22 protein-coding genes and 1 pseudogene are annotated in these 23,599 nt (G+C 39.0%); 11 read left to right on the plus strand and 12 right to left on the minus strand.

Going from position 1 to position 23,599, the window contains the following annotated elements; translation table 11 throughout:
- The first annotated feature begins 220 nt into the window (after positions 1-220).
- Positions 221-535 (plus strand): c-type cytochrome, encoded by a 315-nt coding sequence (locus tag CXF79_RS15895; RefSeq protein ID WP_101156139.1) that lies wholly within the window; start codon positions 221-223, stop codon positions 533-535.
- 112 nt (positions 536-647) lie between these two features.
- Here the strand turns inward: CXF79_RS15895 and norR are convergent, their stop codons facing one another.
- On the minus strand, positions 648-2,186 hold the full coding sequence (norR, locus tag CXF79_RS15900) for a nitric oxide reductase transcriptional regulator NorR (protein WP_198560073.1): 1,539 nt from the start codon (positions 2,184-2,186) through the stop codon (positions 648-650).
- 91 nt (positions 2,187-2,277) lie between these two features.
- Here norR and CXF79_RS23830 point away from each other — a divergent pair, with 91 nt between their 5' ends.
- Positions 2,278-2,409 (plus strand): hypothetical protein, encoded by a 132-nt coding sequence (locus CXF79_RS23830; RefSeq protein ID WP_269801471.1) that lies wholly within the window; start codon positions 2,278-2,280, stop codon positions 2,407-2,409.
- Positions 2,410-2,502: 93 nt separating this feature from the next.
- Here the strand turns inward: CXF79_RS23830 and CXF79_RS15905 are convergent, their stop codons facing one another.
- The 3 genes from CXF79_RS15905 to CXF79_RS15915 all read right to left on the minus strand — a co-directional run bounded on the left by CXF79_RS15905 (position 2,503) and on the right by CXF79_RS15915 (position 3,833).
- Positions 2,503-2,769, minus strand: a complete 267-nt coding sequence (locus CXF79_RS15905; protein WP_101156143.1) for a cytochrome C oxidase subunit IV family protein — start codon at positions 2,767-2,769, stop codon at positions 2,503-2,505.
- An 8-nt stretch (positions 2,770-2,777) separates the two neighbouring features.
- Positions 2,778-3,392: a cytochrome c oxidase subunit 3 family protein gene (locus tag CXF79_RS15910; RefSeq protein WP_101156145.1), complete on the minus strand. Its 615-nt coding sequence runs from the start codon at positions 3,390-3,392 to the stop codon at positions 2,778-2,780.
- 81 nt (positions 3,393-3,473) lie between these two features.
- Positions 3,474-3,833: a hypothetical protein gene (locus tag CXF79_RS15915; RefSeq protein ID WP_101156147.1), complete on the minus strand. Its 360-nt coding sequence runs from the start codon at positions 3,831-3,833 to the stop codon at positions 3,474-3,476.
- Positions 3,834-4,246: 413 nt separating this feature from the next.
- Between CXF79_RS15915 and CXF79_RS15920 the strand changes: the two genes are divergently transcribed.
- Both CXF79_RS15920 and cueR read left to right on the plus strand, forming a co-directional pair.
- Entirely contained in the window at positions 4,247-6,622 is a 2,376-nt protein-coding gene (locus CXF79_RS15920) for a heavy metal translocating P-type ATPase (RefSeq protein ID WP_101156148.1), read from the plus strand.
- Position 6,623: 1 nt separating this feature from the next.
- Complete coding sequence (cueR, locus tag CXF79_RS15925) at positions 6,624-7,034, plus strand: Cu(I)-responsive transcriptional regulator (protein WP_101156150.1); 411 nt, start codon at positions 6,624-6,626, stop codon at positions 7,032-7,034.
- A 26-nt stretch (positions 7,035-7,060) separates the two neighbouring features.
- Here the strand turns inward: cueR and CXF79_RS15930 are convergent, their stop codons facing one another.
- From CXF79_RS15930 to CXF79_RS15960, 7 genes are all read right to left on the minus strand, one after another.
- Positions 7,061-8,074 (minus strand): hypothetical protein, encoded by a 1,014-nt coding sequence (locus tag CXF79_RS15930; protein WP_232769199.1) that lies wholly within the window; start codon positions 8,072-8,074, stop codon positions 7,061-7,063.
- 138 nt (positions 8,075-8,212) lie between these two features.
- Positions 8,213-8,527, minus strand: a complete 315-nt coding sequence (locus CXF79_RS15935) for a cupin domain-containing protein (RefSeq protein WP_101156154.1) — start codon at positions 8,525-8,527, stop codon at positions 8,213-8,215.
- A gap of 131 nt (positions 8,528-8,658) precedes the next feature.
- Entirely contained in the window at positions 8,659-9,348 is a 690-nt protein-coding gene (locus tag CXF79_RS15940; protein WP_101156156.1) for a hypothetical protein, read from the minus strand.
- A gap of 143 nt (positions 9,349-9,491) precedes the next feature.
- Positions 9,492-9,935, minus strand: a complete 444-nt coding sequence (locus CXF79_RS15945) for a hypothetical protein (protein WP_101156158.1) — start codon at positions 9,933-9,935, stop codon at positions 9,492-9,494.
- A gap of 138 nt (positions 9,936-10,073) precedes the next feature.
- Positions 10,074-11,270: a M48 family metalloprotease gene (locus tag CXF79_RS15950; protein ID WP_101156160.1), complete on the minus strand. Its 1,197-nt coding sequence runs from the start codon at positions 11,268-11,270 to the stop codon at positions 10,074-10,076.
- Positions 11,271-11,498: 228 nt separating this feature from the next.
- Entirely contained in the window at positions 11,499-12,104 is a 606-nt protein-coding gene (locus tag CXF79_RS15955) for a glutathione S-transferase (protein ID WP_101156163.1), read from the minus strand.
- The gene (locus tag CXF79_RS15960) at positions 12,101-13,327 is read right to left on the minus strand and encodes a YbfB/YjiJ family MFS transporter (protein ID WP_101156165.1); all 1,227 of its coding nucleotides are present in this window, start codon (positions 13,325-13,327) and stop codon (positions 12,101-12,103) included. The genes CXF79_RS15955 and CXF79_RS15960 overlap by 4 nt, the downstream gene beginning before the upstream one ends.
- Before the next feature lie 197 nt (positions 13,328-13,524).
- On the opposite strand from CXF79_RS15960, the gene CXF79_RS15965 reads away from it, so the two are divergent.
- Positions 13,525-14,403 (plus strand): LysR family transcriptional regulator, encoded by an 879-nt coding sequence (locus CXF79_RS15965; RefSeq protein ID WP_101156168.1) that lies wholly within the window; start codon positions 13,525-13,527, stop codon positions 14,401-14,403.
- A gap of 168 nt (positions 14,404-14,571) precedes the next feature.
- On the opposite strand, the gene CXF79_RS15970 is transcribed toward CXF79_RS15965, so the two are convergent.
- Positions 14,572-15,066 carry a LysR family transcriptional regulator gene (locus CXF79_RS15970; protein ID WP_232769200.1) on the minus strand — a complete coding sequence of 165 codons (495 nt, stop codon included), beginning with the start codon at positions 15,064-15,066 and terminating at the stop codon, positions 14,572-14,574.
- Positions 15,067-15,194: 128 nt separating this feature from the next.
- Between CXF79_RS15970 and CXF79_RS15975 the strand changes: the two genes are divergently transcribed.
- The 6 genes and pseudogenes from CXF79_RS15975 (at position 15,195) to CXF79_RS16000 (ending at position 23,462) form a co-directional block, all read left to right on the plus strand.
- On the plus strand, positions 15,195-15,761 hold the full coding sequence (locus CXF79_RS15975; protein WP_232769201.1) for a cytochrome b: 567 nt from the start codon (positions 15,195-15,197) through the stop codon (positions 15,759-15,761).
- A 52-nt stretch (positions 15,762-15,813) separates the two neighbouring features.
- Positions 15,814-16,581 (plus strand): glutathione S-transferase family protein, encoded by a 768-nt coding sequence (locus CXF79_RS15980; protein WP_101156172.1) that lies wholly within the window; start codon positions 15,814-15,816, stop codon positions 16,579-16,581.
- A 31-nt stretch (positions 16,582-16,612) separates the two neighbouring features.
- Positions 16,613-17,515: an MBL fold metallo-hydrolase gene (locus tag CXF79_RS15985; protein WP_101156175.1), complete on the plus strand. Its 903-nt coding sequence runs from the start codon at positions 16,613-16,615 to the stop codon at positions 17,513-17,515.
- A gap of 61 nt (positions 17,516-17,576) precedes the next feature.
- Entirely contained in the window at positions 17,577-19,124 is a 1,548-nt protein-coding gene (locus CXF79_RS15990; protein ID WP_101156178.1) for a glutamate synthase-related protein, read from the plus strand.
- A gap of 563 nt (positions 19,125-19,687) precedes the next feature.
- A pseudogene (locus CXF79_RS15995) lies at positions 19,688-22,075 on the plus strand (TonB-dependent receptor).
- 88 nt (positions 22,076-22,163) lie between these two features.
- The gene (locus tag CXF79_RS16000; protein WP_101156181.1) at positions 22,164-23,462 is read left to right on the plus strand and encodes a hypothetical protein; all 1,299 of its coding nucleotides are present in this window, start codon (positions 22,164-22,166) and stop codon (positions 23,460-23,462) included.
- Positions 23,463-23,599: the final 137 nt, after the last annotated feature.

Here is a 23,599-nt window from a genome sequence, read left to right on the forward strand (position 1 = left end):
TGCCATAATAATAAAAGCTTATAAATCATTAAGATAAATAAAACAGTAATAATAATATAGAACAAACGTGTCCATATAACTCAAGATACCGAGTCGTTATGACATCAAACTAAATTAAACAAATCAAAAAATTTAAAAAATCTTATAAAAACAAGTAGATATAATATGGCACAGTGGTTGCTATTATTTGACTAGGTCTAACATTAATCTAAGGAAAATTATGAAAAAATTACTATTGAGTTCAGTAACACTTGCACTAGTTACATTGTCTTTTAGCAGTTTCGCTGGAGATATTGCAGCTGGTAAAGCCAAATCAGGTATGTGTGCAGGCTGTCACGGTGCAAAGGGCAAAGCAATAATTCCCACTTACCCAAACCTGGCTGGACAGAACCAGCAGTATTTGGTTAGTTCTTTAAAAGCTTATCGTTCTAAGAAGAGAAATGGTGGTCAGGCGGCGGTGATGCAAGGCATGGCTGGTGCATTATCTGATAGTGATATAGAGAATCTTTCTGCCTATTTTGCCAGTTTAAAATAACTAACTTCTTTAAATAGGTGAGCTCTTGAAATAAGCAGCCTAAAAAAATGAAGCCAATAATAAACTATTGGCTTCATTTTGATTATTGGCTTCATGCTGTTAATTATAAAACTTAGGTTAACCCTAGACGTTTCGCTTGACGATATAAATTGCCTCTATCAAGTTGCAGTTGACGCGCAGCTTTTGCCCACACATGATCATTATCTTCCATTGCTTGTGTGATCAACTGACGTTGAAAATCCGATAGTATTTCGTTAAATGATTTATTGTCAGTAGAGATTACAGGAGTAATACTGCCACTTTCAACAGCGATATCCGCAACAAAGTCTGAACCTAAATGTTTAAGTTCTATCACTGCTACTTTTCCTTCTGCGCTGGCTGCCGCTCTCAATGCTGCACGCATAAGCACGTGTTGCAGTTCTCTAACATTGCCAGGCCAGTCGTATTGCATGAGTTGATGCATAGCCGTTTTACTCACTCTGACATTGTTGGTGCCAATTTTTCCTTTAATATTATTTAAGATAAAGCCACTCAACTGTGGAATATCATCAATTCGTTCACGTAAAGAGGGAACATTAAGCGGAAATACACTTAACCTGTGATAAAGATCTTCTCTGAATCGTCCTTGGGCAACTTCTTTGGATAAATCTCGATTAGTCGCAGCAATAATTCGCACATCAACATAGAAATTTTTATCCGCACCAACCCGCTGGATCTCGCCCTCTTGAATAGCTCTTAATAGTTTTGCTTGAAGATTTAAAGACAGTTCACCTATTTCGTCTAAGAATAATGTACCGTGATTGGCGAGCTCAAATTTACCCATGCGATCTTTATTGGCGCCAGTAAACGAGCCTTTCACATGACCAAATAATTCACTTTCCGCGATATTTTCTGACAGAGCCGCACAATTTATTTGCACGATTGCTTCTTCACTTCGACGTGATTGCGCATGAACAGTACGTGCGACAACCTCTTTACCCACGCCAGTTTCTCCGGTAATTAATACCGAAAGCTCTGAATTGGCGACTACCTTGATCTCATTTTTTAATTCCAGCATTTTCGGGCTTTCACCAACAAAATCATCACCTTTGGCTTTATGAGCGTCTTTCACCAATTCATTAGTTAAACACAATGCTTTCTCATTTCTTTTCTCTAACACAGCGATACAGTTAGCATTACGTATCGTTGCTGCTGCAAGCGCAGCTAAAGTCGCAACGGTAATATCATCGACATTACTAAAGGCACCAACTTGCAACGCATCCAACGTGAGTACGCCAACAAGATTCTCTTCAACATATAAACAGCAGCCCATACAATCATGAACATCAAGTACACGTTTGGGGTCTATCGATAGCAGGCCATCATAAGGGTCAGGGTAACTTGAGTCGGCATCAAAACGAATGGGTTTACGCGAAGATAAGATAGCTTTTAATCTTGGGTGTTCTTCAGGAGAAAAGCGCATTCCCAGTACTTCGGGTGACAAACCGTCAACCGCGACAGGAACCAAATAATCATCTTGTAATACCAGTAAGGCTACCGCATCACAGGGCATCACTTCATTAACGGCCAACATTAAACGCTGATAATGGGCTTTTTTAGGTAAACTTAAACTCAGATCTAAAGCAATTTTTAGTAACGTTTTTTCAAGCACAAGCAATATTCCAACGTGGGGAAAAAGAATAAATCATTAGTAATTCAATGATTATAGCGTGTTTAACTATACCCGTTCCACTTGAAGATGCATGACTCAGCTGGAATTAGAAACGCCTTTAGGCAAGGCATTGATTGAAGAGAATAGTTATTCTATTGTCGAAATCAATAACGCAGCATTAAGCGCTTCTAAACCAGCCCCTTGGGGAAGGCTGAGCAAGTAATACTCTGCGTTACCTTTCTTTTTAAGAGAATAACCCTTAATAAAAAAATGCGCCTTGATCATGAAGCGCTCAGACTTCCTGAAACGAGCATCTTCAAGTGGAGCGGGTATATATAATGATAGCTAATATCGTAGGGACTAAAATAGCGTAACTTAACAAAAGCCAGCGCCATTTAGCTTGTGCCCTCTTTAGCTCCATAAAAACATCGACGATCTGCTGGCCTTTTATCACTACTGACAGGGTAACTAATATCGCAACTAGATTTGTCTGACTATTTGATTGTGCCAATAAAGTACTAACCAGTGTTAGTACTATCAGAATAATTTCTGAAAAATGCACATTATTAATTAAGCGATTCATAATTTATCCTAGTGAATGATGTAAATAAGAAAAAAAACAATAATCCAAACAAGATCAACCATATGCCAGTACGAAGCTCCTGCTTCAAAACCATTACTATCCGTCGGAATATAAGAATCTTTGCGTGCTTTAAGTCCCATATAAGCCAAAATAATCATTCCTAATAAGACATGCATAAAGTGAAAGCCAGTAATGAAAAAGTAAAGGGTATAAAAGGTGTTCGTTGATAGGTCATAACCAAGCCCAACCAAGGTTGTATATTCACTCAGCTTTAAGACCAAATATACGGTAGCACTAAGTAGAGCAAGTATCAGTCTTCGACTTGCGACAAAATTCTTACCTTTCTTCACTGCTTCAACAGCTAAGGCAACATAATAACTGCTAACAATTAAAGCTAAGGTGCAAAATAGTCCGATGGAAGCATTAAGTGTGGCTCTGCCCTCAATAAACATTTCACTTTGTATCCGCTGCGTAACGGCAAAAGCAATGAAAAATATAGCAAAAACAGTAAGTTCCATAACAATGAAAATCCACATTGCTAAATCACCAGGCAACTTCTTTTCTGAAGCATGATTCGTTACAGCTACCTTGTTAATTTCATCAAAAAGTAGAATATTAGTCATTTAACGTCCTTTGGTTTAGCTTGAGTTTAGTTTGAGACTTTCACTGAAAATTTATTACTCATCAAAAATAACGAAGCTGTACTATTCATTAGTTTCAATCGGTATAGCTCTAAGTCCTACTATTTTGACTTTATCGCCCACTTGAAAAGTATAATTTGGCGAGCGAATTAACACCTCTTCCTCATTTTCTTGCTTCACTACGTAAGAGTTACCGCTAGTACCTGATAATTCTTGCACGCCACCACCTGCCCAAGCACCGACTAAGCCGCCTGCAATAGCACCTACAGGTCCGCCTAAAACCCCACCAATTATAACAGAACTCCAACCCCCAATAACTTGACCGACACTATTATCAGGTACGCTTTGCACAACTTCATCAGCATTTGAGTAACTACTTACTAGCAACATTGGGATAAGAAGCATTGATTTTATTGTTTTCATATAAGTATCCTATAACTTAAGTTTTTGTTTAATGTTTCTTATATAGCAAAAACAGAGCCAATAAAATAAATACTTACATATCAATAAGATAAAAAAAACACTTGTATTCATCAACTAAATCGATGTCATAAAAACATCAATGAGGCGTAAAGTAGACATCAAATACACATCGGAAATAGCGAGCTGTTAATTGCACAACATAACTTAAATAGAGAACGGTTTGAAAATCAACGAATCGCTGATCTGACAAAGCCTTCACAAGAATGATTTTTCCCATCTTCGAGTCCTGTGATTGCACGTCATACTGTCAATTTTCATTAATAACATCTTTTCTCCTAACAACAGTTGACCTTACTACCGTGGTAAGCTTTAACCTCAGCTTAGTTCTACAATTCAATTAAGATGAGAAGCTTATGAATACAACTACACAATTCAAAATTGACGGTATGACCTGTGCTTCATGTGTCGGTCGTGTTGAAAAGGCGTTACACAAAGTGGTTGGCGTGACAGATGTTACAGTCAACCTAGCTACAGATACGGCAACTATTCAAGGTACTGCCAGTCATAGTGAATTAATTACGGCTGTTATTGAGGCGGGTTATCAAGTGCCAGTAAAGGTAAAGCAATTTGGTATTGGAAAGATGAGTTGCTCCTCTTGTGTGAAGCGGGTCGAACAGGCATTGCTAAAAGTAACCGGTATGGTCAGTGCATCGGTAAATTTAGCCACCGAGCACGTACAAGTAAAAACTTTATCCTTTGTAACTGATGAACAAATAGCCCAAGCCGTGACACAAGCCGGTTACCTTTTTATCCCATTGAACAATGACAGCGTGATAAATAAACCCAGTCAACATCAGCCTTTTTATACTAAAGCCTTGTGGCCCGTATTGGGAGCAGGCCTACTTACCTTGCCACTGGTGTTACCCATGTTAGGCATGTTTTTTTCGCAACAGTGGATGTTACCGCCTGTTTGGCAATGGTTGTTAGCTACGCCAGTACAGTTCTATTTTGGCGCTCGTTTTTATCGTGCAGGCTGGGGGGCATTAAAAGCTGGCATGGGCAACATGGATCTTCTTGTCTCCATCGGTACCAGTGCAGCCTACGGACTATCTTTATATTTGTGGTCGAGCTTTGATAGCGCTCATGGCATGCCGCACTTATATTTTGAAAGCAGTAGCGCAGTAATCACCTTGGTTCTGCTGGGTAAATATTTAGAACACAAAGCAAAACGCCGAACAACTGATGCACTTAGAGCATTAGAAAATTTGAAACCTGTTGAGGCAACAGTGCAACGCTTAGGTAAATGGCAAAAAGTGGCCGCTTCATCAGTGCAATCAGGTGAAAAAGTTAAAGTAATACCCGGCGAAAGCGTCCCTGTTGACGGTGAGATTTTACAGGGGCAGAGTCATCTGGATGAAGCGTTAATTAGTGGTGAATCGATTCCGTTAAGTAAAAAAGAAGGTGATATTGTCACGGGTGGCTCACTTAACTTGGACGGTATTTTAGAGATCCGTGCCACTAATGTTGGTACCGAATCTACCTTATCTAAAATCATTGAATTAGTTGAGCAAGCCCAAGGTGCTAAAGCCCCCGTACAGGCAATAGTAGATAAAGTCAGCAGTATCTTTATTCCTGTGGTGTTATTGGTCGCACTTACCACCTTATTGGTGACAGGTTTAGTATTTGATGACTGGACCAATGGCATTCTCAATGCGGTAGCCGTTTTAGTTATTGCCTGTCCATGCGCACTTGGTTTGGCAACTCCTGCAGCCATAATGGCAGGCACAGGAACCGCTGCCAGATTAGGCGTATTGGTTAAAGATGCAGTGGCATTAGAGCAGGCAAAAAAAATCGATTTAGTGGTATTTGATAAAACAGGCACCTTGACCCAAGGCAAACCTGTTGTAAATGAAATGACGGTCATCAGTGGCAGTGAAGAAACAGTATTGCAGTTGGCCTATTCCTTACAAATAAATAGTGAGCACCCATTAGGCAAGGCAGTGGTTGAAAAGGCATTAACCAAAGGGACACAAGCATTACCTGTCAATGAATTTCAGGTTGTCGCGGGTTATGGTGTCAAAGGCAACATTGCTGACAATTTAGTATTGATGGGCAGTAGTCATTGGATGCAAGAGTTAGGCGTAACACTGCCAACCGAACAAATAAAAATAACGGGGGCTTCTGTTTCTTGGTTGGCTAGTCAGCAACAAGATCAAATAACATTACTTGGGTTGTTTTGTTTTAGTGATAAATTAAAATCTGATGCGCTGCAGGCTGTGAAGCTATTGCAACAACAAGGTATAAAGGTTGCTATGCTGACCGGTGACAATCAAGCGAGTGCAACATCGGTGGCGACAGAATTACAGTTAGACGATTTTAAAGCTGAGGTGCTGCCAGCAGATAAAGCAAAATATATTCTGCAATATCAAGAGCAAGGTTATCAGGTTGCTATGGTTGGTGATGGCATTAATGATGCGCCAGCGCTAGCACAAGCAGATTTGGGCATGGCAATGGCATCGGGTACTGATGTTGCGGTTAGCGCTGCGTCTTTCACTTTAATGCGCAGTAAGCCAAGCCTAGTACCCACGGCATTGATCATTGCAAGACTGACTTATCGCAAAATACAGCAAAACCTTTTTTGGGCCTTTATCTTTAATGCTGTGGGAATTCCTCTAGCAGCCTTTGGTTATCTTGACCCTATTATTGCGGGTGCTGCAATGGCATTTAGTAGCTTATTTGTCGTCAGTAACGCATTGTTATTACAACGTTGGACTCTTAAGGAGAAATAACATGGATAAACTTGTCACCATAGGCAAAGCCTCTAGTTTAACGGGGGTGTCAGCCAAAATGATCCGATACTATGAAGAGATTGGCGTGTTGAAAAAAGCGAGTCGCACAGATGCAGGCTATCGACTTTATAACCAAGCGCACATACAACAATTGGGATTCATCCGTCATTCGAGAAACTTAGGCTTCTCCATGACTGAAATTCAGTCACTGCTCAAGTTCTGGCTCGATACTGATAGAGAAAGTCGACACGTGAAGCAACTAGCACTGAGTCATTTACAAGAGATAAATGCAAAAATATTGGAGCTAGAGCAAATGAGAGAAGTATTACAAAAACTAGCGGATAAATGTGATGGTAACGATAACCCTGACTGCCCTATTTTAGAAGGTTTGGCTCAATTCTCATCCGAATAAAGCAGGACATGGAGATAAACCAACCATTAACTATCGTGTGCGGATAAGGACTTAGACACGATCATAATATCCAGTACATAGTAGAGTGACTCCCAACCCCAAGGTTGGCGACCCAAGTTATGAAATATCATGCCAGTAGCAATATCTTCAACAGAGAATTGTTGCTCATGTTCAGCAAAATATCGGGCAGCTTTTCCCATTTCAGTGTCCGTGAGTAATTTTGTCATAGCGCCAATCCCTGAGTGGTAAGATTGAACTAAAAGTATATCGAAGAGTGCTTGTTTTTTTGCCTTCTCAAGATGCCCAAATACCGATGAAAATACTGGTTGAAGATTTCGGCTAATCATCACGTATAACCGTACAGCGCAATCTACCTGTGCCATACGATGTTGATAGAAGCGTTTTGCAATACCACAATCATTCAAAACCTCAGGTTTTAACTGCAGCATCCCTAAAGCATTGTCACTTGAACGAACATGTTTTTTTGCACCACTTTCAATAATCAACTGGGCGACAAACAACCTTAATGACAAGGCATCTATTGGCTTAACTAACTGTGAACTGCGGTGTTGAAACATTAACCCGACCAATGCCTCTAAGCTAATAGGATTAGACTCTGTACCGGCCTTAACACCGTCCCAAGTGCCCCATACTTTCGAGTCCGGCGTTATGCCTTTTACTCGGTCAATAGCCGCACGAATATCAACCCATGGCTGATCACAACTCAGCGCAAAGGGATAACCTATGGTAGACATGCTCCCTTCAATCCAGCGGTTAACCTTTTTATTTTGATGTAATTGCAGACGAATTTTATTTAACTTTTCCTGTGTCGCTATGCCCGTATCTTCATTATCCATCCAGGTTAAGAATTGACCCCGTTGATCAAAAAACACATGTCGGTCAGGGAATTCGCAATAACCATTCGACAGTAATACCCAGCGGCGTAATTCTGCTAAGTTTTTGGACGCCCCTTTACTAAAAGAATAAGGAGTATCGCGAACAATTTTTTTCCAATCAGAAGTCGGCGCTGCAATAGTCATTGCACACCATAATAGAAAGAATATTGCTAAGGGATACTTTATTCGCACGATAATTAACTCACTAAAAAATCGACTATTACTATAACTATTCCGAGATGATAATAATAAATTTAATCTCTGTTCAAGGTTTAAATATTTTTATGTGTTGTCTTTAAACCAAAATTCGATTTCATCAGTATCAACGTCAAAATGAGCTGAGTGCTCTACATGTGCAGGCACATGATACCAATCTCCTGTTGCCACATGCGTCGTTGTACCATTCATTGTTAATAGTAATTCACCGCGAGTAATAACCCCATGATTATCAGTACCATGAGTATGCGATGGAATTGATGTTCCTGCTGGGTACGAAGCAAATAAGACTTCACTCTCTTTTGCTTCCAGTTTATAAGCATCAAACCTACCATCATATAACGGTAGACTCTTTATTCTACTTGGATAATTACCAGACATGAACTGCATCCTTTTTGAAATACATAACGCCGCGATAAGCGGATAAAAAACGTTGGCTAAAATGTGAAGCGAACCATAGCCAACTGTTGAAGTTCCTGCTTGAACTGCTTATTAGACCTATATTACACCGTTCAAATTCTAACCCCATAAGTAAAACTACAATAAGGAAATACATGATGTTTATCTACTGGTTTTAATTCTATTATCTCTACTTTACTTACTAAATCTATGTCTGTTTTTTTTTGTATTTCAAAATAAAATGACCACATTTTATTTGCAGATACTAATTTAATATACGGATAACTTGGTATATGCCATTTCCCTGTTAAGTGCTCTGGTTGACTGAAAGGAACATCTGAATATGACAATTGGTATGTCTCATCTCTATTTAAACGAAGCTTAACTGATATTTCGCATTTTTCTGCTTCATAATCATTTACAAGATCTTGAGATAGTAATTTGTCACTTTGCTTTAGTCCATCAGGAAGAAGAAGCAAGCCAACACTATTTTTTGTATAGTAATGATTACCCGCAAAGAGAGGTTTTACTATTGGGAGTCTCCAACCTAAATTTTCTAGCGAATCGATTAGTATATTTAAATTATCTTCCCCTTTTACAAAAGGAGAATAAAGTAAAGTCGATTGTTGAACATCATCAGGAAAAGATAATGTGTTAGCTATAACTTCAAAGTCATGTTCTTCAAGGATTTTAGTTATTTTACCTGTTTGTTGTTCAGACAAATAACGAGTGTAAAGATGAACTTTTGTAGAAGAACAAGATAATAGAAAGAAACATATTAATGCAATACTTAAAATTTTCATTTAATTCCAATCCTTTGAAATATTCCTAACGTCCATTCAAGGGGCTGATAATTGTTTGCCAAAAGTCCTCCAAAGTGATAAAAGATCAGATCGGAATCGAGCCAACTGTTGACAGTCCCGCTTAATTTTCTTGTTAGTTATGCTTAGCTCAATACTTTGATTTGGTTTAGTGATTTAACTCTTATGTGTGTTTGGAAATAATATTTTTCAGTTCTTTTACCATTAGAGATAAACCAAATTTTTATTTGTTTGGCTTTACCAGTAACTTCTACATTTTTATTAAGAAAGTAAACTTTAGGGGAAGTACCGTATTTTTTAGTAAACGCTGCAATTGTTTTAGGATGAAGTTCAATCGTAATACTTCTTCTATCCCTATAATCTAATTCAGTGTTTAAATAGACTACGCTATGCAACAAAGCTGAGGCTTTTATTGCAAATTGAAAAGTACCTTTAACACCTTCAGGGGCATTTTCTGCTGTTTGTTCAATTAATCGCATAACGTCAGTTGACGCTGGGTTTAGAGTTAAGTCGGGACTTGCAGTACATGCAGATAAAACTAAAATTGATAATAATAAAAAATACTTCATTGAAATGACATCCTTGTTTGTATACCTAACGCCGCTATAAGAAGACTAAAATAGTTGGCTAAAATAGCGAAGCATGAGCTCAGCCAACAATTTAGCGTCCCTTTAAGCATCTTGTTATATTTTTATGTTCAATTAACTCTATTTAATTTCCACGCTGATACAAGAAGGAGGTAATTGTTCCGGAGTGAGTCCCTCTCCATTTATACAACCCCAAATGATTTTTCCTTGATCATCTTCTGCTGGTGTAAAGATGATTTCCCCTTTTTTTGTATTTACAGAAAGTGCCATATTATTGGTATCGAGTGTCATCAAAGACCCATCGATTAACTCCGCCTTAATATTTAAAGCGCTTAAGGACTCAGGGATTTCTTGATTATTCTCATAGTAGTTACCAAGTGCATCTCGTGTATCTTGTGATTGAATAATATTCGCCGCCAAAACAGCTTTAGTTGTATATTGTTGATACGCGGGGAGTGCAATTGCAGCTAAAACACCGATGATATATACCAATATCAAAACACCAAAACCTGATCCCAAGCGACCAGCGAATGGAACAAAAGCAGCTAAAATATAAGAAATAAAGCTACGCTTAGGCATAGTAGCCTCTACGTCCATTACGCGTGCAGCACGTTTAGTCAACCAAGGATAACCTGCAGTTAATTCATGAAATGACATCCAAAAACCAGAGGTGTGATTAGTTTGCTTTACATATGAAATAACATCGAGGTCTTTCCAGCGTTCAACACCTGCAGCAAGAGCTGCAAGAGAACGAGCGGCGCCTTCTGGAGATTTACAACATGCTAGCCCATGACGATCACACGTAGTTTCGCGTGCACGAGAATATGCGGCTCCAAGTAATGGTAACCAAAGAACAGGCCATCGTAATAATCCACCACTTAAATGTTTCTTACGTAAGTGGCCAAGCTCATGACCAATATAAAAACTAACACCATCATCGTGCTTATCCATCGCATCGACAACGTCAGTCATTAGAACTACATATTGTGTGCCGAGGAATTTTGTTGCGAAAGCATTGAGGCCACCATTTCCATTTAATATATATGCCTGTGGTCGTGATTTTATTTCTAGTTGATCACAACATCTAATGAACTGTGAGTATAAATCGGGAAATTGTTTCTCAGATAACTCAACACCATTACCCTTGATATGTGCAATTAATGAGGATTGGGCAAATAAATATAGTACGAAACCCAGTGCTAATATAACCAGAGCGATTCCAAAAGAACCTATTATTAGTCCCAACCAAGCTATAAGACCTAGCACTAAGGTTATGGTTCCAAGAGTACGTTCTCGTGGATATGTAAGGTGATTCATTTTCAAGTTCCTTTTGAATAAATAATAGAGAAAACTAGTGCTCTTCTATTTTTAAAATATAACAGTTTATTATGAGGAAAAATTCCTTCTTTCTACAAGATGGGAAAAATCGTCCATAATTTTATAATGGACTGAGATTACTCGATTGTTATAGATAGATCAACGAGTTAAAGATATTGGGTTAAGTGGCTGATGTATTATGGAATCTATTCAGCCTAATAACAGATTTTATTCAAATGCTGTTTCTTTAAAGCTTAAACGTTTACTGATGTTACTACGCCAGTCCTCTAACTTTGTATAGCTATTGGATATTCCAAGTTCTGGTAATCTAAACGCTAGGTAATCTAAGGCTACGGCAACAGCAATATCACCAATAGAAATGGTTTCAAATGATAGATAACACTCTACATTGTTTTCTAAATGTTCAAGAGTTCGTTGAATTGCTCTTAAACGTCGTTGACTTAAAACAGAATCATTGGCCTCGTTATTTAAGTACTTAGCTGAAATTACCGTAGAAAAAGCAGCATCCATTAACCCAACACCTAAACCCGCAACATGAAGAATCTCCTCTTTACGATCAGCTGTAATGAGCGGTCGAACTGAACATTGTTCATCTAAATAAAGCGCAATGAGAAGAGATTCAGATATTGCCATACCAACCTCAGTCACTAGCGTTGGTATTCGCCCAATAGGGTTTTCTCTAAGGAGCGCTTCATCATCACTCCATGGATCGCACCAACACAGTTCAACGTTACCTTCTAATTGTTTTTCTAACATAATAATGCGTACCATACGAGCGTATGGCGAGGTTGCATTTAGATATAATTTCATCATAGTTTCATCTCATTAAGTGTTGTGGATTTATTTTGATTTGATTTGTTTGTTGCGATGACTATTTCTCCTATAAAGAGAAGAGAAAAACCGCAAACTATCGCTGTACTGCCTATGTAAAATAGATAAATATAACTTCCCCAAAGGTTATAAATTAACGACATACCATAGCCTGAAATCGCTTGCGCTATTGCGAAAGTAGCCGTAGCTAATCCCCAATACTGTTTGTGTTTTCGCGCTCCAACTAATTCGGCTATTCGACCTGAGGCAAGTGCAACAATTCCTGGCACCAAAGCGCCAACAATAAAAGATGATATTGTTAAGATAATTAAACTATCTGATAAAGTGGGAAGGAATACGGCAACGGCTTTAAACAAAAAAGCAATAAGAAGTGCATAACTTAGTCCGACTTTATGTGCAGTAATGCCAACAAAAATGGGGCCTAACATTGCGCCTATGCCAAAAACTAACCATTGTGTAGACGCAATATTAATTCCTAATCCTAACTCTCGTGCTAGATAGTCAGCCCAAAATACTGTGTGTGGGATAAAGCCTACGGCATCAAGCGCGTAAGCAGCTACCAGCAAAAATACGATAGTTTTAGTTTTAGTTTTATGGTTATCGGTGGTTTGATCAGAAGTTACCTCTTTTTGAAATGCTTTATTAGGCAGCTTTTTAAGAGCAAAATGACAGAGTATGCCAATAAAAATTATGATACCTCCAAGAGAAATCCATGTAATAAATAAATTAATCTGTAACAGTAAAGGCACAGTTATCGCTGATATTACAGCGCCTAATCCGATGCCAATAAAAACTAAGGTACCTACACTTGTACGGCGAGAAAGAGGTGTACAGGCCAGAGCTTCTGCTGGGCCAACGACCATAAGAATAGCGCCAGCTACCCCAGCTATAAATCGCCAGATAAAAAACCATTCGAAACTATTTGGCTGAGCACAAAAAATGAAACTCAAACAGATACTAACTAAACAAAGCCTTATCACTGATGAAGGAGCAAACGATTCCGATAGTCGAAAAGCAGAGAGAGCACCAATCAAATAACCTAACAAATTTGCTGCCCCTAAATAAGCAGCTTGACCACCACTGAACCAGCCTTGTTGAACTAACTCTGGTAATAAAGGGGTGTAAGCAAAGCGAGCGATACCAATCCCAGCAAGCGTTGCCATAATGCCAACCACTATTGCAGGGTGGTCTTCTTTTTTAATCATTTTTATAACTCACTATGATAGATGAAGATTATTGTTCTAATTGAAATTACAGGAAACAACTTACTGCACTTCAATTCACTAAATGCGACGACTCTTACCACGTTATTGTATTACGCCAACACCAAGCTTTAAAAGTGATTTGAAATGAACTCAAGTATCATATATTGTGATAAGAAAAGTTAATAAAGAAAGATAAGATGCAAATAAAATCACTTCGCCTTTTCATGGATGTAGCAGAGACTGGAAGTTTTGTTGCTGCAGCAGAGCGTCAACACACTGTTCAATCGAATGTAACAGCCCATATCAAGAAGCTAGAGGAAGAGTTAGGTGCTCTACTATTTCACCGTAAAGGTGGTGCTCGTTTGACTACAGCAGGTAGAGATGTTGTCACTTATGCAAAACAAATACTCAAATCTCATGATGATGTTTTAGGGTTATTTAAAGGGGATGAGTCTATACCTAGTCGACTGCGAATTGGCGCAATGGAGACAACAACAGCATTACGTCTACCCCCTGTATTAGCTGCCTTCCATGCCCGTTATGCTCAAATAGATATTACCGTTGAAACAGCTCCAACAGCCCAATTGCTAACTCAATTAATAGAAGGCGATGTAGATGGTGTATTTATTGCTGGAAAACCAGAGCACAAGCGCTTGCAAGTTATCAAAGCATTCTCTGAAGAATTGGTGCTTGTAGGCCCCAAAACCTTGCATAAATTTCCTACCGCAGAGCAATTCTTAGAAACAACTTTTCTCGCGTTTCGTCAGGGGTGTAGTTATCGCCAACGTATTGAGCAATTACTTTCAACTTGTGGAGTCAATGCAACGCGTATTTTTGAATTCGGTAGCATAGATGGCATATTAGGTTGTGTGGCATCAGGTATGGGTTATTCAATTATGCCCTTGTCCACAGTGGAGGCTCATCGCCATCGGTTCGACATTGGTTATCTCAAGCTGCCCTCGTCTATCGCTAATATAGATACCTATTTTGTTACAGCTAAGCAGTCAACTTGGACACCTTCCCTTACCCGTTTTGTAGATATTTTGAAAACAATTAAGTCTGATGTTAAGCAATGAGTAAATAGTGTTTAGATACTTATAATGAAAAGGGGTCGCTATTGAAAAATCAGCGCCTCTTAATTATTTAAAATAACCAATGTCTGACGTTTCACAAATATAAATACAAACCATTTAAACATTCAATACTAAACAGATAACCGCTCAGATAAATAATCAATCAACATTCTAATTCTTCGAAAGAGGTTTCGATTTAGCGGATATAAGGCTTGAGTCTTCCAGTTGCCCCACTCTGAGTGCAATATTTATCCCCTCTTCCACCAAATCTTCAATACGCCCACTGGCTATGACTTCAAGGTCTATTTCTGGATATTGAAGTTGAAAATCTATCAACAACTGGCTAAAACCAGAAATGATAAGACTTTGAGGCATGGTTATACGAATGTTCCCCCTTGGCGCTCCTTGGCTGTCCATGATTTCGGCACGAGCATTTTCAGCTTCAGCCATGATTACCTTACAGTGCTTATAGAATTGGCTCCCTTCATCAGACAAACTCAATTTTCGCGTGGTGCGGTAAAGTAGCCGAGTTCCCAGATCTTCCTCTAAAACCCAATTTTTTTTGCTGATAAATGATTTGGAAAGTCCAAGTTTATCAGCCGCCGCAGTAAAGCTTCCAGTTTCCACAACAACAGAAAAGGTTTCCATCAGTGTTAAAATATCCACATTAGTATCTGTGAGTGAACAATAAGTTGACGCTTAGCACATATATCAACCCATGAAAATACAATAAGCTATACATAAGTGATTACACAAGGCATTAGCTGCCAACATTGAATCTGAAAAGGTGACTTATGAATACTGAAAATATGAAAGAACAAAGCTATGGCAAGTTTGCTAAATTTTTGCACTGGGTAATGGCCCTGATGGTAATTGTACTCATTGCAGTGGGTACTTACATGGCAGGATTAGATAAAGCGGATCCCAACAAAATGCTACTCATGGGTATGCATAAATCTTTTGGCGTTATCTTCATGCAGTTCGCGATTCTCCGTGTGATTTGGAGTCGACTTAATAACTCACCAAAATTGCCAGACGTATTGGCGAGTTGGGAGAAATTACTCTCAAAAACAATAACAGGCTCATTATACTTATTAATGTTGGCCATTCCGTTTAGCGGCTATGCCATGACAAATTTATTTGGTTACCCTGTTAGCTTATTCGGCTTGATCGACCTACCTGTTTTGTTTGGTAAAAATACAGAAATGGCCCTATTAGCTAAACAAGCGCATTTTCTACTGGTATATACCCTAATGGCTGCATTATTTGCCCATATTACAGGGGCACTAAAACATCGATTTCTAGATAAGCCTGAAGCTGATGTTCTGCCGCGCATGATGCCAATAAAAGCCCGTATATAACAAACAATTTAACGTTATCTGCTCAACTTTCGAATCAACAGGAATTAACATTATGACCTCATTCATGCTTTATCATCATCCTTTATCCGTGTGTTCAATGAAGGTTCGACTAGTACTTGAAGAAAAAGGACTTGCTTGGTCGGGACGGGTTATCGACATTGTACAAAAGCAAGAACAACTAGACCCATGGTATTTGAAACTAAACCCAAAGGGAGTAATACCCACGTTAGAGTTTCGAAATGGCACAACAAAAGTATTGACTGACTCTGCTCGTATTATCCGGTTTGTCGCTTCTGTCTCTGAAGGTAACGTCTTGTTGCCTCAAGATAAAAGCGATCTTCAGTTAATGGAGAGATTAATTGATTTGGCAGATGATATTGATCTTCAAATTCTCAGTTACGCACGTCACCCTTCAATGGAAAAATCTGAAAAGATATTGAATGCTCGAGTTACAAAATCACTTTTAATGTCTAAACAATTTCCTGAACTTAGCGATAATTACCTTGTTTGTGCTGAACGTTCACAAAAGAGCAAAACGTTTCGGGTTGATAATACACATATCGAAAATATTGAACAAAGTGCATTGGAAGCCATTACATTTGTTGAAAAACTCTTACAAGATAATGCATTTCTAATAGGCAATACCTACACCTTAGCTGATGTAATTTGGACGGTGATACTCTCAAGACTAGATTTGTTGGGCTACAGTAAATGGTTAAACAATAATAGTTCTCCACAGATAGCTAGCTACTATTTAAGAATGCAACAGCGAAAAAGTTACACCCTTGCTCAGATCCAAAATGAGTGGTGGGACAAATAATCATCTACATTTATTTTAAAAGGAGTAGCTTATGAAAACAACAATACAAACAATCACCTTAATATTGGGATTGTTCATCTCATCATTAGCAATAGCATCGCCAGAATTTCCAACTCAGGAGCCTATGGGTGGGAAAACGTTTGGCCACAGTGTTAAACATATTGGTAACGGAATTTATGTATTTCGTTGGTGGGTTTATCGTAATTTTTTTGTCGTCACTGATGACGGTGTAATTGTTTCAGATCCCCTTAACCCAAAAGCAGCGAAGCTACTACAAAGTGAAATTAGAAAAATAACGGATAAACCCGTTAAATATGTTGTTTATAGTCATAACCATCATGACCATATTTCCGGCGGTAATATATTTAAAGCTGAAGGTGCGAAATTTATTGGCCATAAAAATCTATTAAAGCAGCTTAAAGACCATCCAAGTCCTGTATTGCCAATACCTGACATTGTTTTTGAAGATACCTACACCTTGACCCTAGGTAACCGAACATTAGAACTATCGTACTTTGGGCCAAACCACGGTGATAGCCTAGTTGTGATGCGATTCCCTAAAGAAAAAATTCTCTTTGTTGTTGATATAGTCACACCTCGTCGAGTTGCTTTTAGAGGCATGCCAGACTTTTGGCCTGATGAGTGGGTTCGTTCTTTAAAAGAAATTGAATTAATGGATGTTGATTACGTTATTTCTGCTCATGGTCCGGAGAATCAACCGGCCATTGACCCCGCCTCTGTTATAAAAGAGCAACGAGTCTACATCGAAGATTTAATGGCCGCAGTTAAACTAAAAATGGATGAAGGAGTTCACAGCCCCGATGCATTGAGAAAACAAGTAAAACTACCTAAGTATGAGCACTGGCAGTACTACGAACAATGGTTGCCAATGAATATTGAGCGCATCTGGGCTTATTACCATATGGGATGGTAATACAGAAAAGATGAATTGGAATTAAGTAGAACTATATAACAGGCAGTAAAAGGAAACTAAAATGACTAAACCTATAATTGCAGCGATAGCACCAAAGAAAGTGAGTCTAAATCAGGATGAGGAATATTATTTTTGTACCTGTGGCCGGTCAAATAACCAGCCATTCTGTGACGGTTCTCATGCAGGTACAGATTTTAAACCTAAGCCTTTTTCCGCCCAAGAAAGCGGTGATGCCTATTTATGCCAATGTAAGCATACCGCCAATAGCCCTTTTTGTGATGGTAGTCATAAACAATTTGATAAAGACCAAGTGGGCAAAGAAGGACCTGGCGTGCAAATTCAAGCAGTTGATGTAAGTAATATGCCTACCGCTAACGCAACTAAGGAAGAGCCAACCGTTGAATTTATTCATCAATTGGCTCGAGAGGGTTTATCTAAATTAGGACATCATGGTCCCATGACCTCTATGGGTGTGCCACGTTATCAACTACCTCACTGGGATGATCTGCAGGTAATGGTTGCACAGATGGCCACCAAACCGCTGATGGAAGATGTAGTGGTGAATACAGAGTTAGTGATTGGCCCTAAAGCGAAAAAACCACTTAAACTCCGTATTCCACTGTTTGTTTCGGATATGAGTTTTGGGGCTTTATCTGAAGAAGCCAAAATTGCCCTAGCAACAGGCGCCGAACTTGCAGGAACAGGTATTTGTTCTGGCGAAGGAGGCATGTTACCTGAAGAACAGGCGGCTAACTCAAAGTATTTTTATGAGCTGGCAAGTGCTCAGTTTGGCTATGACGAGTCTAAACTCAAGAATGTTCAAGCGTTCCATTTTAAGGGTGGTCAAGGGGCAAAAACGGGTACAGGTGGTCATTTACCCGGTATCAAAAATATAGGGAAGATTGCCAAAGTGCGAGGTATAGAAGCAGGTACTTCCGCTATATCACCTCCAACGTTTAAAGATTTAATCACAGTAGAAGATTTTAAAAAATTTGCTAACCGCGTACGTGAAGTCACAGGAGGTATTCCTATTGGATTTAAACTCAGTGCCAATCATATCGAAGAAGATATTCAATTCGCATTAGATGCTAGTGCCGATTACATTATTTTAGATGGTCGAGGCGGCGGCACAGGTGCTGCTCCTGAAATATTTAGAGATCACATTAGTGTACCCACTATTCCTGCACTTGCTCGTGCTAGAAAGTATCTAGATGAGCAAGGCGCTAGTGGTCGAGTCACGCTAATTATTACAGGTGGATTACGAGTGCCAATAGACTTCGTTAAAGCGTTAGCTTTGGGTGCTGATGGTGTTGCCGTTTCGAACAGTGCTATGCAAGCAATAGGCTGTGTAGCCGCAAGAATATGTAATACGAATAACTGCCCAGCGGGTATTGCAACGCAGAATAAAGATTTACGTCAACGCTTAAATATAGAAAAATCTTCTGTTCAGCTCAAAAACTTTTTTGAAGCATCTACTGAATTAATGTCAGTAATGGCGAGGGCTTGTGGTCACGATTCTTTTGAACAATTTAATAGTAATGACCTAGCTACTTGGCATAGGGAAATAGCACTACTTTCAGGAGTAAAATATTCAGGGATGGGTAATTAAAAAGCCATAGTTGTTTAATGATTTTTTGTTTATACCTTCCTTGATATAGCTTTATTTCAGAATAAAGCTTCCAGTGAAAAAGTCGCCCTTTCGAGGCGACTTTTTTACACTAGAAAAGTGTATGTGCTGACAAAGCTTAGTGACTGAATTGAGTTTGAATCAACAGACAGATACTTTCAGCGTAACGAGATAAGCTTAGATGTTATCACTTATAGCTCTCACTTCTAGCTTCCACTTATAGATAAAAAGAGACATAGAGCGTGAGTTATATTGCTCACCTCTCCCCTTACCTACGATCACCTGATAAGAAAATAAACCTAACAAAATTAACATCAGCCCACTGATGGTTCAATCAATAACTAAACCGTAATAGTACGTCTACATCGGTTGCATTTGAGGTTTAATATCGCAATTTTTAATTGTTACAGGTAACACCTTTTAATAAAAAAACAGCCATAAAGTTACATTAAATATATAAGACGTTTACACTTGTTGCTTTTTGTAATGTGATAATATAACATTATTTAAATTGTTATATTATCACATTGGAATCTAGTCTCAACATGAATAAGTTTACATTACTGGCAAGTGCATTTGCCTTAGCTACTTCAAGTACTCAAGTACTTGCTGAGCAAATAACAGGTTTGATTACCAACGAAGAAGGCAAGATTATTAGCGGTGCCACGGTTAAAGTTATGGGCACCAACATTGTGACTAGCACTGATAATACCGGTAGGTTTAACCTAACGGTTGAGCTAGGAAAGTATGAATTACATGTCGTTGCCAGCGCTTACGTACATAAAAATATTCAAGTCGACTTAGCTAAAAATCAGAATCCCGAACTCACGGTACAATTAGATAAATCAGCACTAGAAATTATTGATGTTAGTGCTACTCCTTTTCATAGCTCAAATATCGAATCAGCATTACCTATCACTGTATTACACGGTGAAAGCTTACGTATGCGCCAAGCGAATACCTTGGGTGATACGTTAAACAAAGAAGTGGGAGTTCATAGTAGTTTTCATGGCGGTGTAGCCAGTACCCCCATTATTCGTGGTTTAGACGGACCACGAGTATTAATTACACAAAATGGTTTAGATGCTGGCGATGCTTCACGTGTTGGTCCCGATCATGCTGTTTCTACTGAAACATCAACCAGTGAGCGCATTGAAGTGCTACGCGGCCCAGCAACCTTGTTTTATGGTAGTGGTGCTATTGGTGGTGTAGTGAATATTGTTAATGAGAGTATTCCTAAAAGTACAGAGACTTCAGGTGAATGGTTAACAGAATACAATAGTAATAATGAGCAGACATTAGCGTCTGGCTCGTTTACCAGTGGTACCGGTAATATTGCGGTACATGCGGATGGCTTTTATCGCGACAGCGAGAACTATCAAATACCTGAAAAATATGGTGTTGACGAAGTAGCTAATTCAGCAGCGGAATCAAGTGGCTTCACCTTAGGTACCAGTTATTTATTAGATAACGGCTTTGTTGGATTGTCTTATCAGAATTTAGAACAAGAATACGGTATACCAGGCCATAGTCATGGCGATGAAGACATAGAAGTTTCTGCCGACTTAACCCAAAATCGCTTTCAACTATTAAGCGAACTTAGCTTTGATAATAATGTTATAAAATCACTTAATACTAAGATTGGTTATACTGATTATCGCCATACAGAAGTAGAGTTGGGTTTGGTCGGCACTACCTTTGATAACGAGTCGATAGAAGCGAGAGTTGAACTATTGCATCAAGACTTCTTGGATTGGCGTGGTGGCTTAAGTCTTCACTATAAACAAAGTGATTTTACTGCAGTTGGCGAAGAGGCATTTACACCCCCATCAGAAACAAATTCACTCGGCTTAGCCTGGATAGAAGAACGTCATTTTGGTGACTTTTTAGTACAACTTGGTGCGCGTATTGAACGTACTGAAGTGACCGCGGCTAAAGTTCGTTTGCCAGAACTTGAACTCGTTAAGTCTGCTCATGATGATCACGGCGCAGACGATGATGCAGGACACGACTCGCATGATCATGGGGCTCATGAAACACAAGGTTATACCCGCAATTTTAATGTCGAACATGTTTTTACTCCGATTAGTCTTTCTGCTGGTCTAGTGTGGGATTTCATCGATGGTTATAATGTAGGTTTATCATTATCTCATTCAGAACGTGCGCCATCTGCTGCGGAACTATTATCTTTTGGTCCTCATATTGGTACCGGCTCATATGAAGTAGGTGCTTTGTTTGCATTACATGATGACCACGGCGAAGCTGCTCACTTTGGTTTGACTGATCATGATATTGTCATGGAAACCGCCAATAATATTGATCTAAGTTTACGTAAGTTTAAAGGTGACTTTGGTTTTATCTTTAATGTTTTTTATAACCAAATAGATGATTACTACTATGAGCAAGCGACTGGCTTGTCTGCTGGTGATGGTCATGATCACAGCGGACATGACCACGGCGGTGAAGTAGAAGAAGCTCATACGTTACCGCTTTATACCTTTACCGCTCAAGATGTATCCTTATATGGATTTGAAGCACAGCTTGTTTGGCAAGTGACTGATGAGTTTACTTGGCGAGTACAAGGTGATGTGCTTCGAGCACGTTTAGATGAAGGTGGAGAGTTACCTCGAACACCACCTGCCCGTATTGCGACCGAATTAAGTTATCAAGGCGAAAGCATTTCTGCCGACTTATTTGTCAGCCACTATTTTGAACAAACGCATACTGCCGAACTAGAAACCTCAACAGACAGCTATGTCATGGTTGATGCCAACGTTAACTATCACTTTTCTTTAGGATAGCATGACTTAGCTGTATATCTAAAAGCAATAAATTTAACAGATGAATACGCACAAGTGCACACCTCATTCTTAAAGGATTTAACACCGCTAGCAGGACGTTCAGTGGCGCTGGGTTTACGCGGTTCATTTTAAATCAGCTAATCAATTTAATCTTACATTCAATTTAAATTTAGCGCCTTTCAATAGATCGGCGCATCACTCTATATTTTAAAGGACATTCATGAAAATCATCTCGTTAAAAAGCTTATTATTGGCCTGTGCTGCGACAGCACTTGTTGGTTGTGGTGGCAGTGAAACTACTATTACCGAAATAGCAAAAACGCCAACACCTATCGATAATGACCATGACAATCACGAGGAGGAGTTAGGTAAAGGTCGCTTAGCTATTGCGGATAGTGAACAAGCTGTAGTACATATTTTTGACCTTGAAAATAATGCCTTAGTTGAATCTATTTCGATTACCAACCCTGCAGAATATTTATACGCGAGCCCTGAAAACCGTTATGCGGTTGCAGTTCAACGCTCGTTTGATACGGTTGAATTTATTGATGGCGGCTTATGGCAAGAAGCACACGGTGATCACTTTGATCAACATGCCGATGTACCTGAGCTTACAAGCTTTACGTTAAATGATGTAAAACCAACTCACTTTGTTCCTCGCGGCGAACAAGTAGCAATATTTTTTGATGGCAACAAAGATACAGGTGCTAATGCATCATTAAGTTTGTTAAGTGACGAAAGTATTGCGGCAGAAAAAACTATTGCGGAGCATCACTTTGAAACTTATATGCATGGAACTGCTGAGATCCGCGGTGAATTTGTATTAGCTACTCATCGAGAAATTGATGCGGAAGGTAGTTTGCCTGATCAGGTAGCACTGCTTGAAGTACATGATGATCACTTTCACCAAGAACAACTATTTGATGTTAAATGCCCTGACTTACATGGTAGCTTTCAAACAGATACCCATATTGCTTTTGCCTGTAGTGATGGCATTTTAGCTATAGAGCAGCAAGGTAGTGTATTTACAGCACAAAAAATTGTTAACCCTGCAGACATGCCAGAAGGTCTTCGCATAGGCTCACTAAAGGGCAGTTCAGAAAATAATGTGATAATTGGTAATGCACGTGGTAGTTTCTTTTTAGTTGATTTAATAACGCAGCAAATCAGCCCGTTTAATTGGCAACAAGAAGAAGCACTAACTTCAGTAACGTATGGCTTTGATGGTCATAACGAGCATATGCTTATTCTCGATAATACGGGACAATTAAACGTATTTTCAGCAGAAAATAATTGGCAATTAGATAGTCGTATTGAAGTATTTAGTGCCCTAGCGGAAGATTCAAAACCACTCATTATTTCTTCAAAAGCCCACGAGATTATTTATATCGTTCATGAGCAAGAAGTTACTGAAATTGATTTACATGAAGGTGTCGTAGTTGGGCACTTTGATTTAACATTCACACCTGGTAAAGCAGCGTGGTTAGGTGTTGCTGGTTCTGAGGAGCACGATCACTAAGGCTCAGATTTAACTTACTCACATTTTATTTGTTTTTATTTTAGCCACATTATATGTGGCTTTTTTTTAATTAATTCGACTCATATTATTAGACATATTCTAACTATGAAGGTGTCCACTAAAACGGGGGAACTTCA

Source organism: Colwellia sp. Bg11-28, assembly GCF_002836245.1.
Taxonomy (GTDB): Bacteria; Pseudomonadota; Gammaproteobacteria; order Enterobacterales; family Alteromonadaceae; genus Colwellia; species Colwellia psychrerythraea_A.

Bases quoted from the DNA above. Each gene is read 5' to 3' on its own strand.
- CXF79_RS15895 (WP_101156139.1), top strand. From the start codon at position 221: ATGAAAAAATTACTATTGAGTTCAGTAACACTTGCACTAGTTACATTG.
- CXF79_RS23830 (WP_269801471.1), top strand. From the start codon at position 2,278: ATGACTCAGCTGGAATTAGAAACGCCTTTAGGCAAGGCATTGATTGAA.
- CXF79_RS15905 (WP_101156143.1), bottom strand. From the start codon at position 2,769: ATGAATCGCTTAATTAATAATGTGCATTTTTCAGAAATTATTCTGATA.
- CXF79_RS15910 (WP_101156145.1), bottom strand. From the start codon at position 3,392: ATGACTAATATTCTACTTTTTGATGAAATTAACAAGGTAGCTGTAACG.
- CXF79_RS15915 (WP_101156147.1), bottom strand. From the start codon at position 3,833: ATGAAAACAATAAAATCAATGCTTCTTATCCCAATGTTGCTAGTAAGT.
- CXF79_RS15920 (WP_101156148.1), top strand. From the start codon at position 4,247: ATGAATACAACTACACAATTCAAAATTGACGGTATGACCTGTGCTTCA.
- cueR (WP_101156150.1), top strand. From the start codon at position 6,624: ATGGATAAACTTGTCACCATAGGCAAAGCCTCTAGTTTAACGGGGGTG.
- CXF79_RS15930 (WP_232769199.1), bottom strand. From the start codon at position 8,074: ATGACTATTGCAGCGCCGACTTCTGATTGGAAAAAAATTGTTCGCGAT.
- CXF79_RS15935 (WP_101156154.1), bottom strand. From the start codon at position 8,527: ATGTCTGGTAATTATCCAAGTAGAATAAAGAGTCTACCGTTATATGAT.
- CXF79_RS15940 (WP_101156156.1), bottom strand. From the start codon at position 9,348: ATGAAAATTTTAAGTATTGCATTAATATGTTTCTTTCTATTATCTTGT.
- CXF79_RS15945 (WP_101156158.1), bottom strand. From the start codon at position 9,935: ATGAAGTATTTTTTATTATTATCAATTTTAGTTTTATCTGCATGTACT.
- CXF79_RS15950 (WP_101156160.1), bottom strand. From the start codon at position 11,270: ATGAATCACCTTACATATCCACGAGAACGTACTCTTGGAACCATAACC.
- CXF79_RS15955 (WP_101156163.1), bottom strand. From the start codon at position 12,104: ATGATGAAATTATATCTAAATGCAACCTCGCCATACGCTCGTATGGTA.
- CXF79_RS15960 (WP_101156165.1), bottom strand. From the start codon at position 13,327: ATGATTAAAAAAGAAGACCACCCTGCAATAGTGGTTGGCATTATGGCA.
- CXF79_RS15965 (WP_101156168.1), top strand. From the start codon at position 13,525: ATGCAAATAAAATCACTTCGCCTTTTCATGGATGTAGCAGAGACTGGA.
- CXF79_RS15975 (WP_232769201.1), top strand. From the start codon at position 15,195: ATGAATACTGAAAATATGAAAGAACAAAGCTATGGCAAGTTTGCTAAA.
- CXF79_RS15980 (WP_101156172.1), top strand. From the start codon at position 15,814: ATGACCTCATTCATGCTTTATCATCATCCTTTATCCGTGTGTTCAATG.
- CXF79_RS15985 (WP_101156175.1), top strand. From the start codon at position 16,613: ATGAAAACAACAATACAAACAATCACCTTAATATTGGGATTGTTCATC.
- CXF79_RS15990 (WP_101156178.1), top strand. From the start codon at position 17,577: ATGACTAAACCTATAATTGCAGCGATAGCACCAAAGAAAGTGAGTCTA.
- CXF79_RS16000 (WP_101156181.1), top strand. From the start codon at position 22,164: ATGAAAATCATCTCGTTAAAAAGCTTATTATTGGCCTGTGCTGCGACA.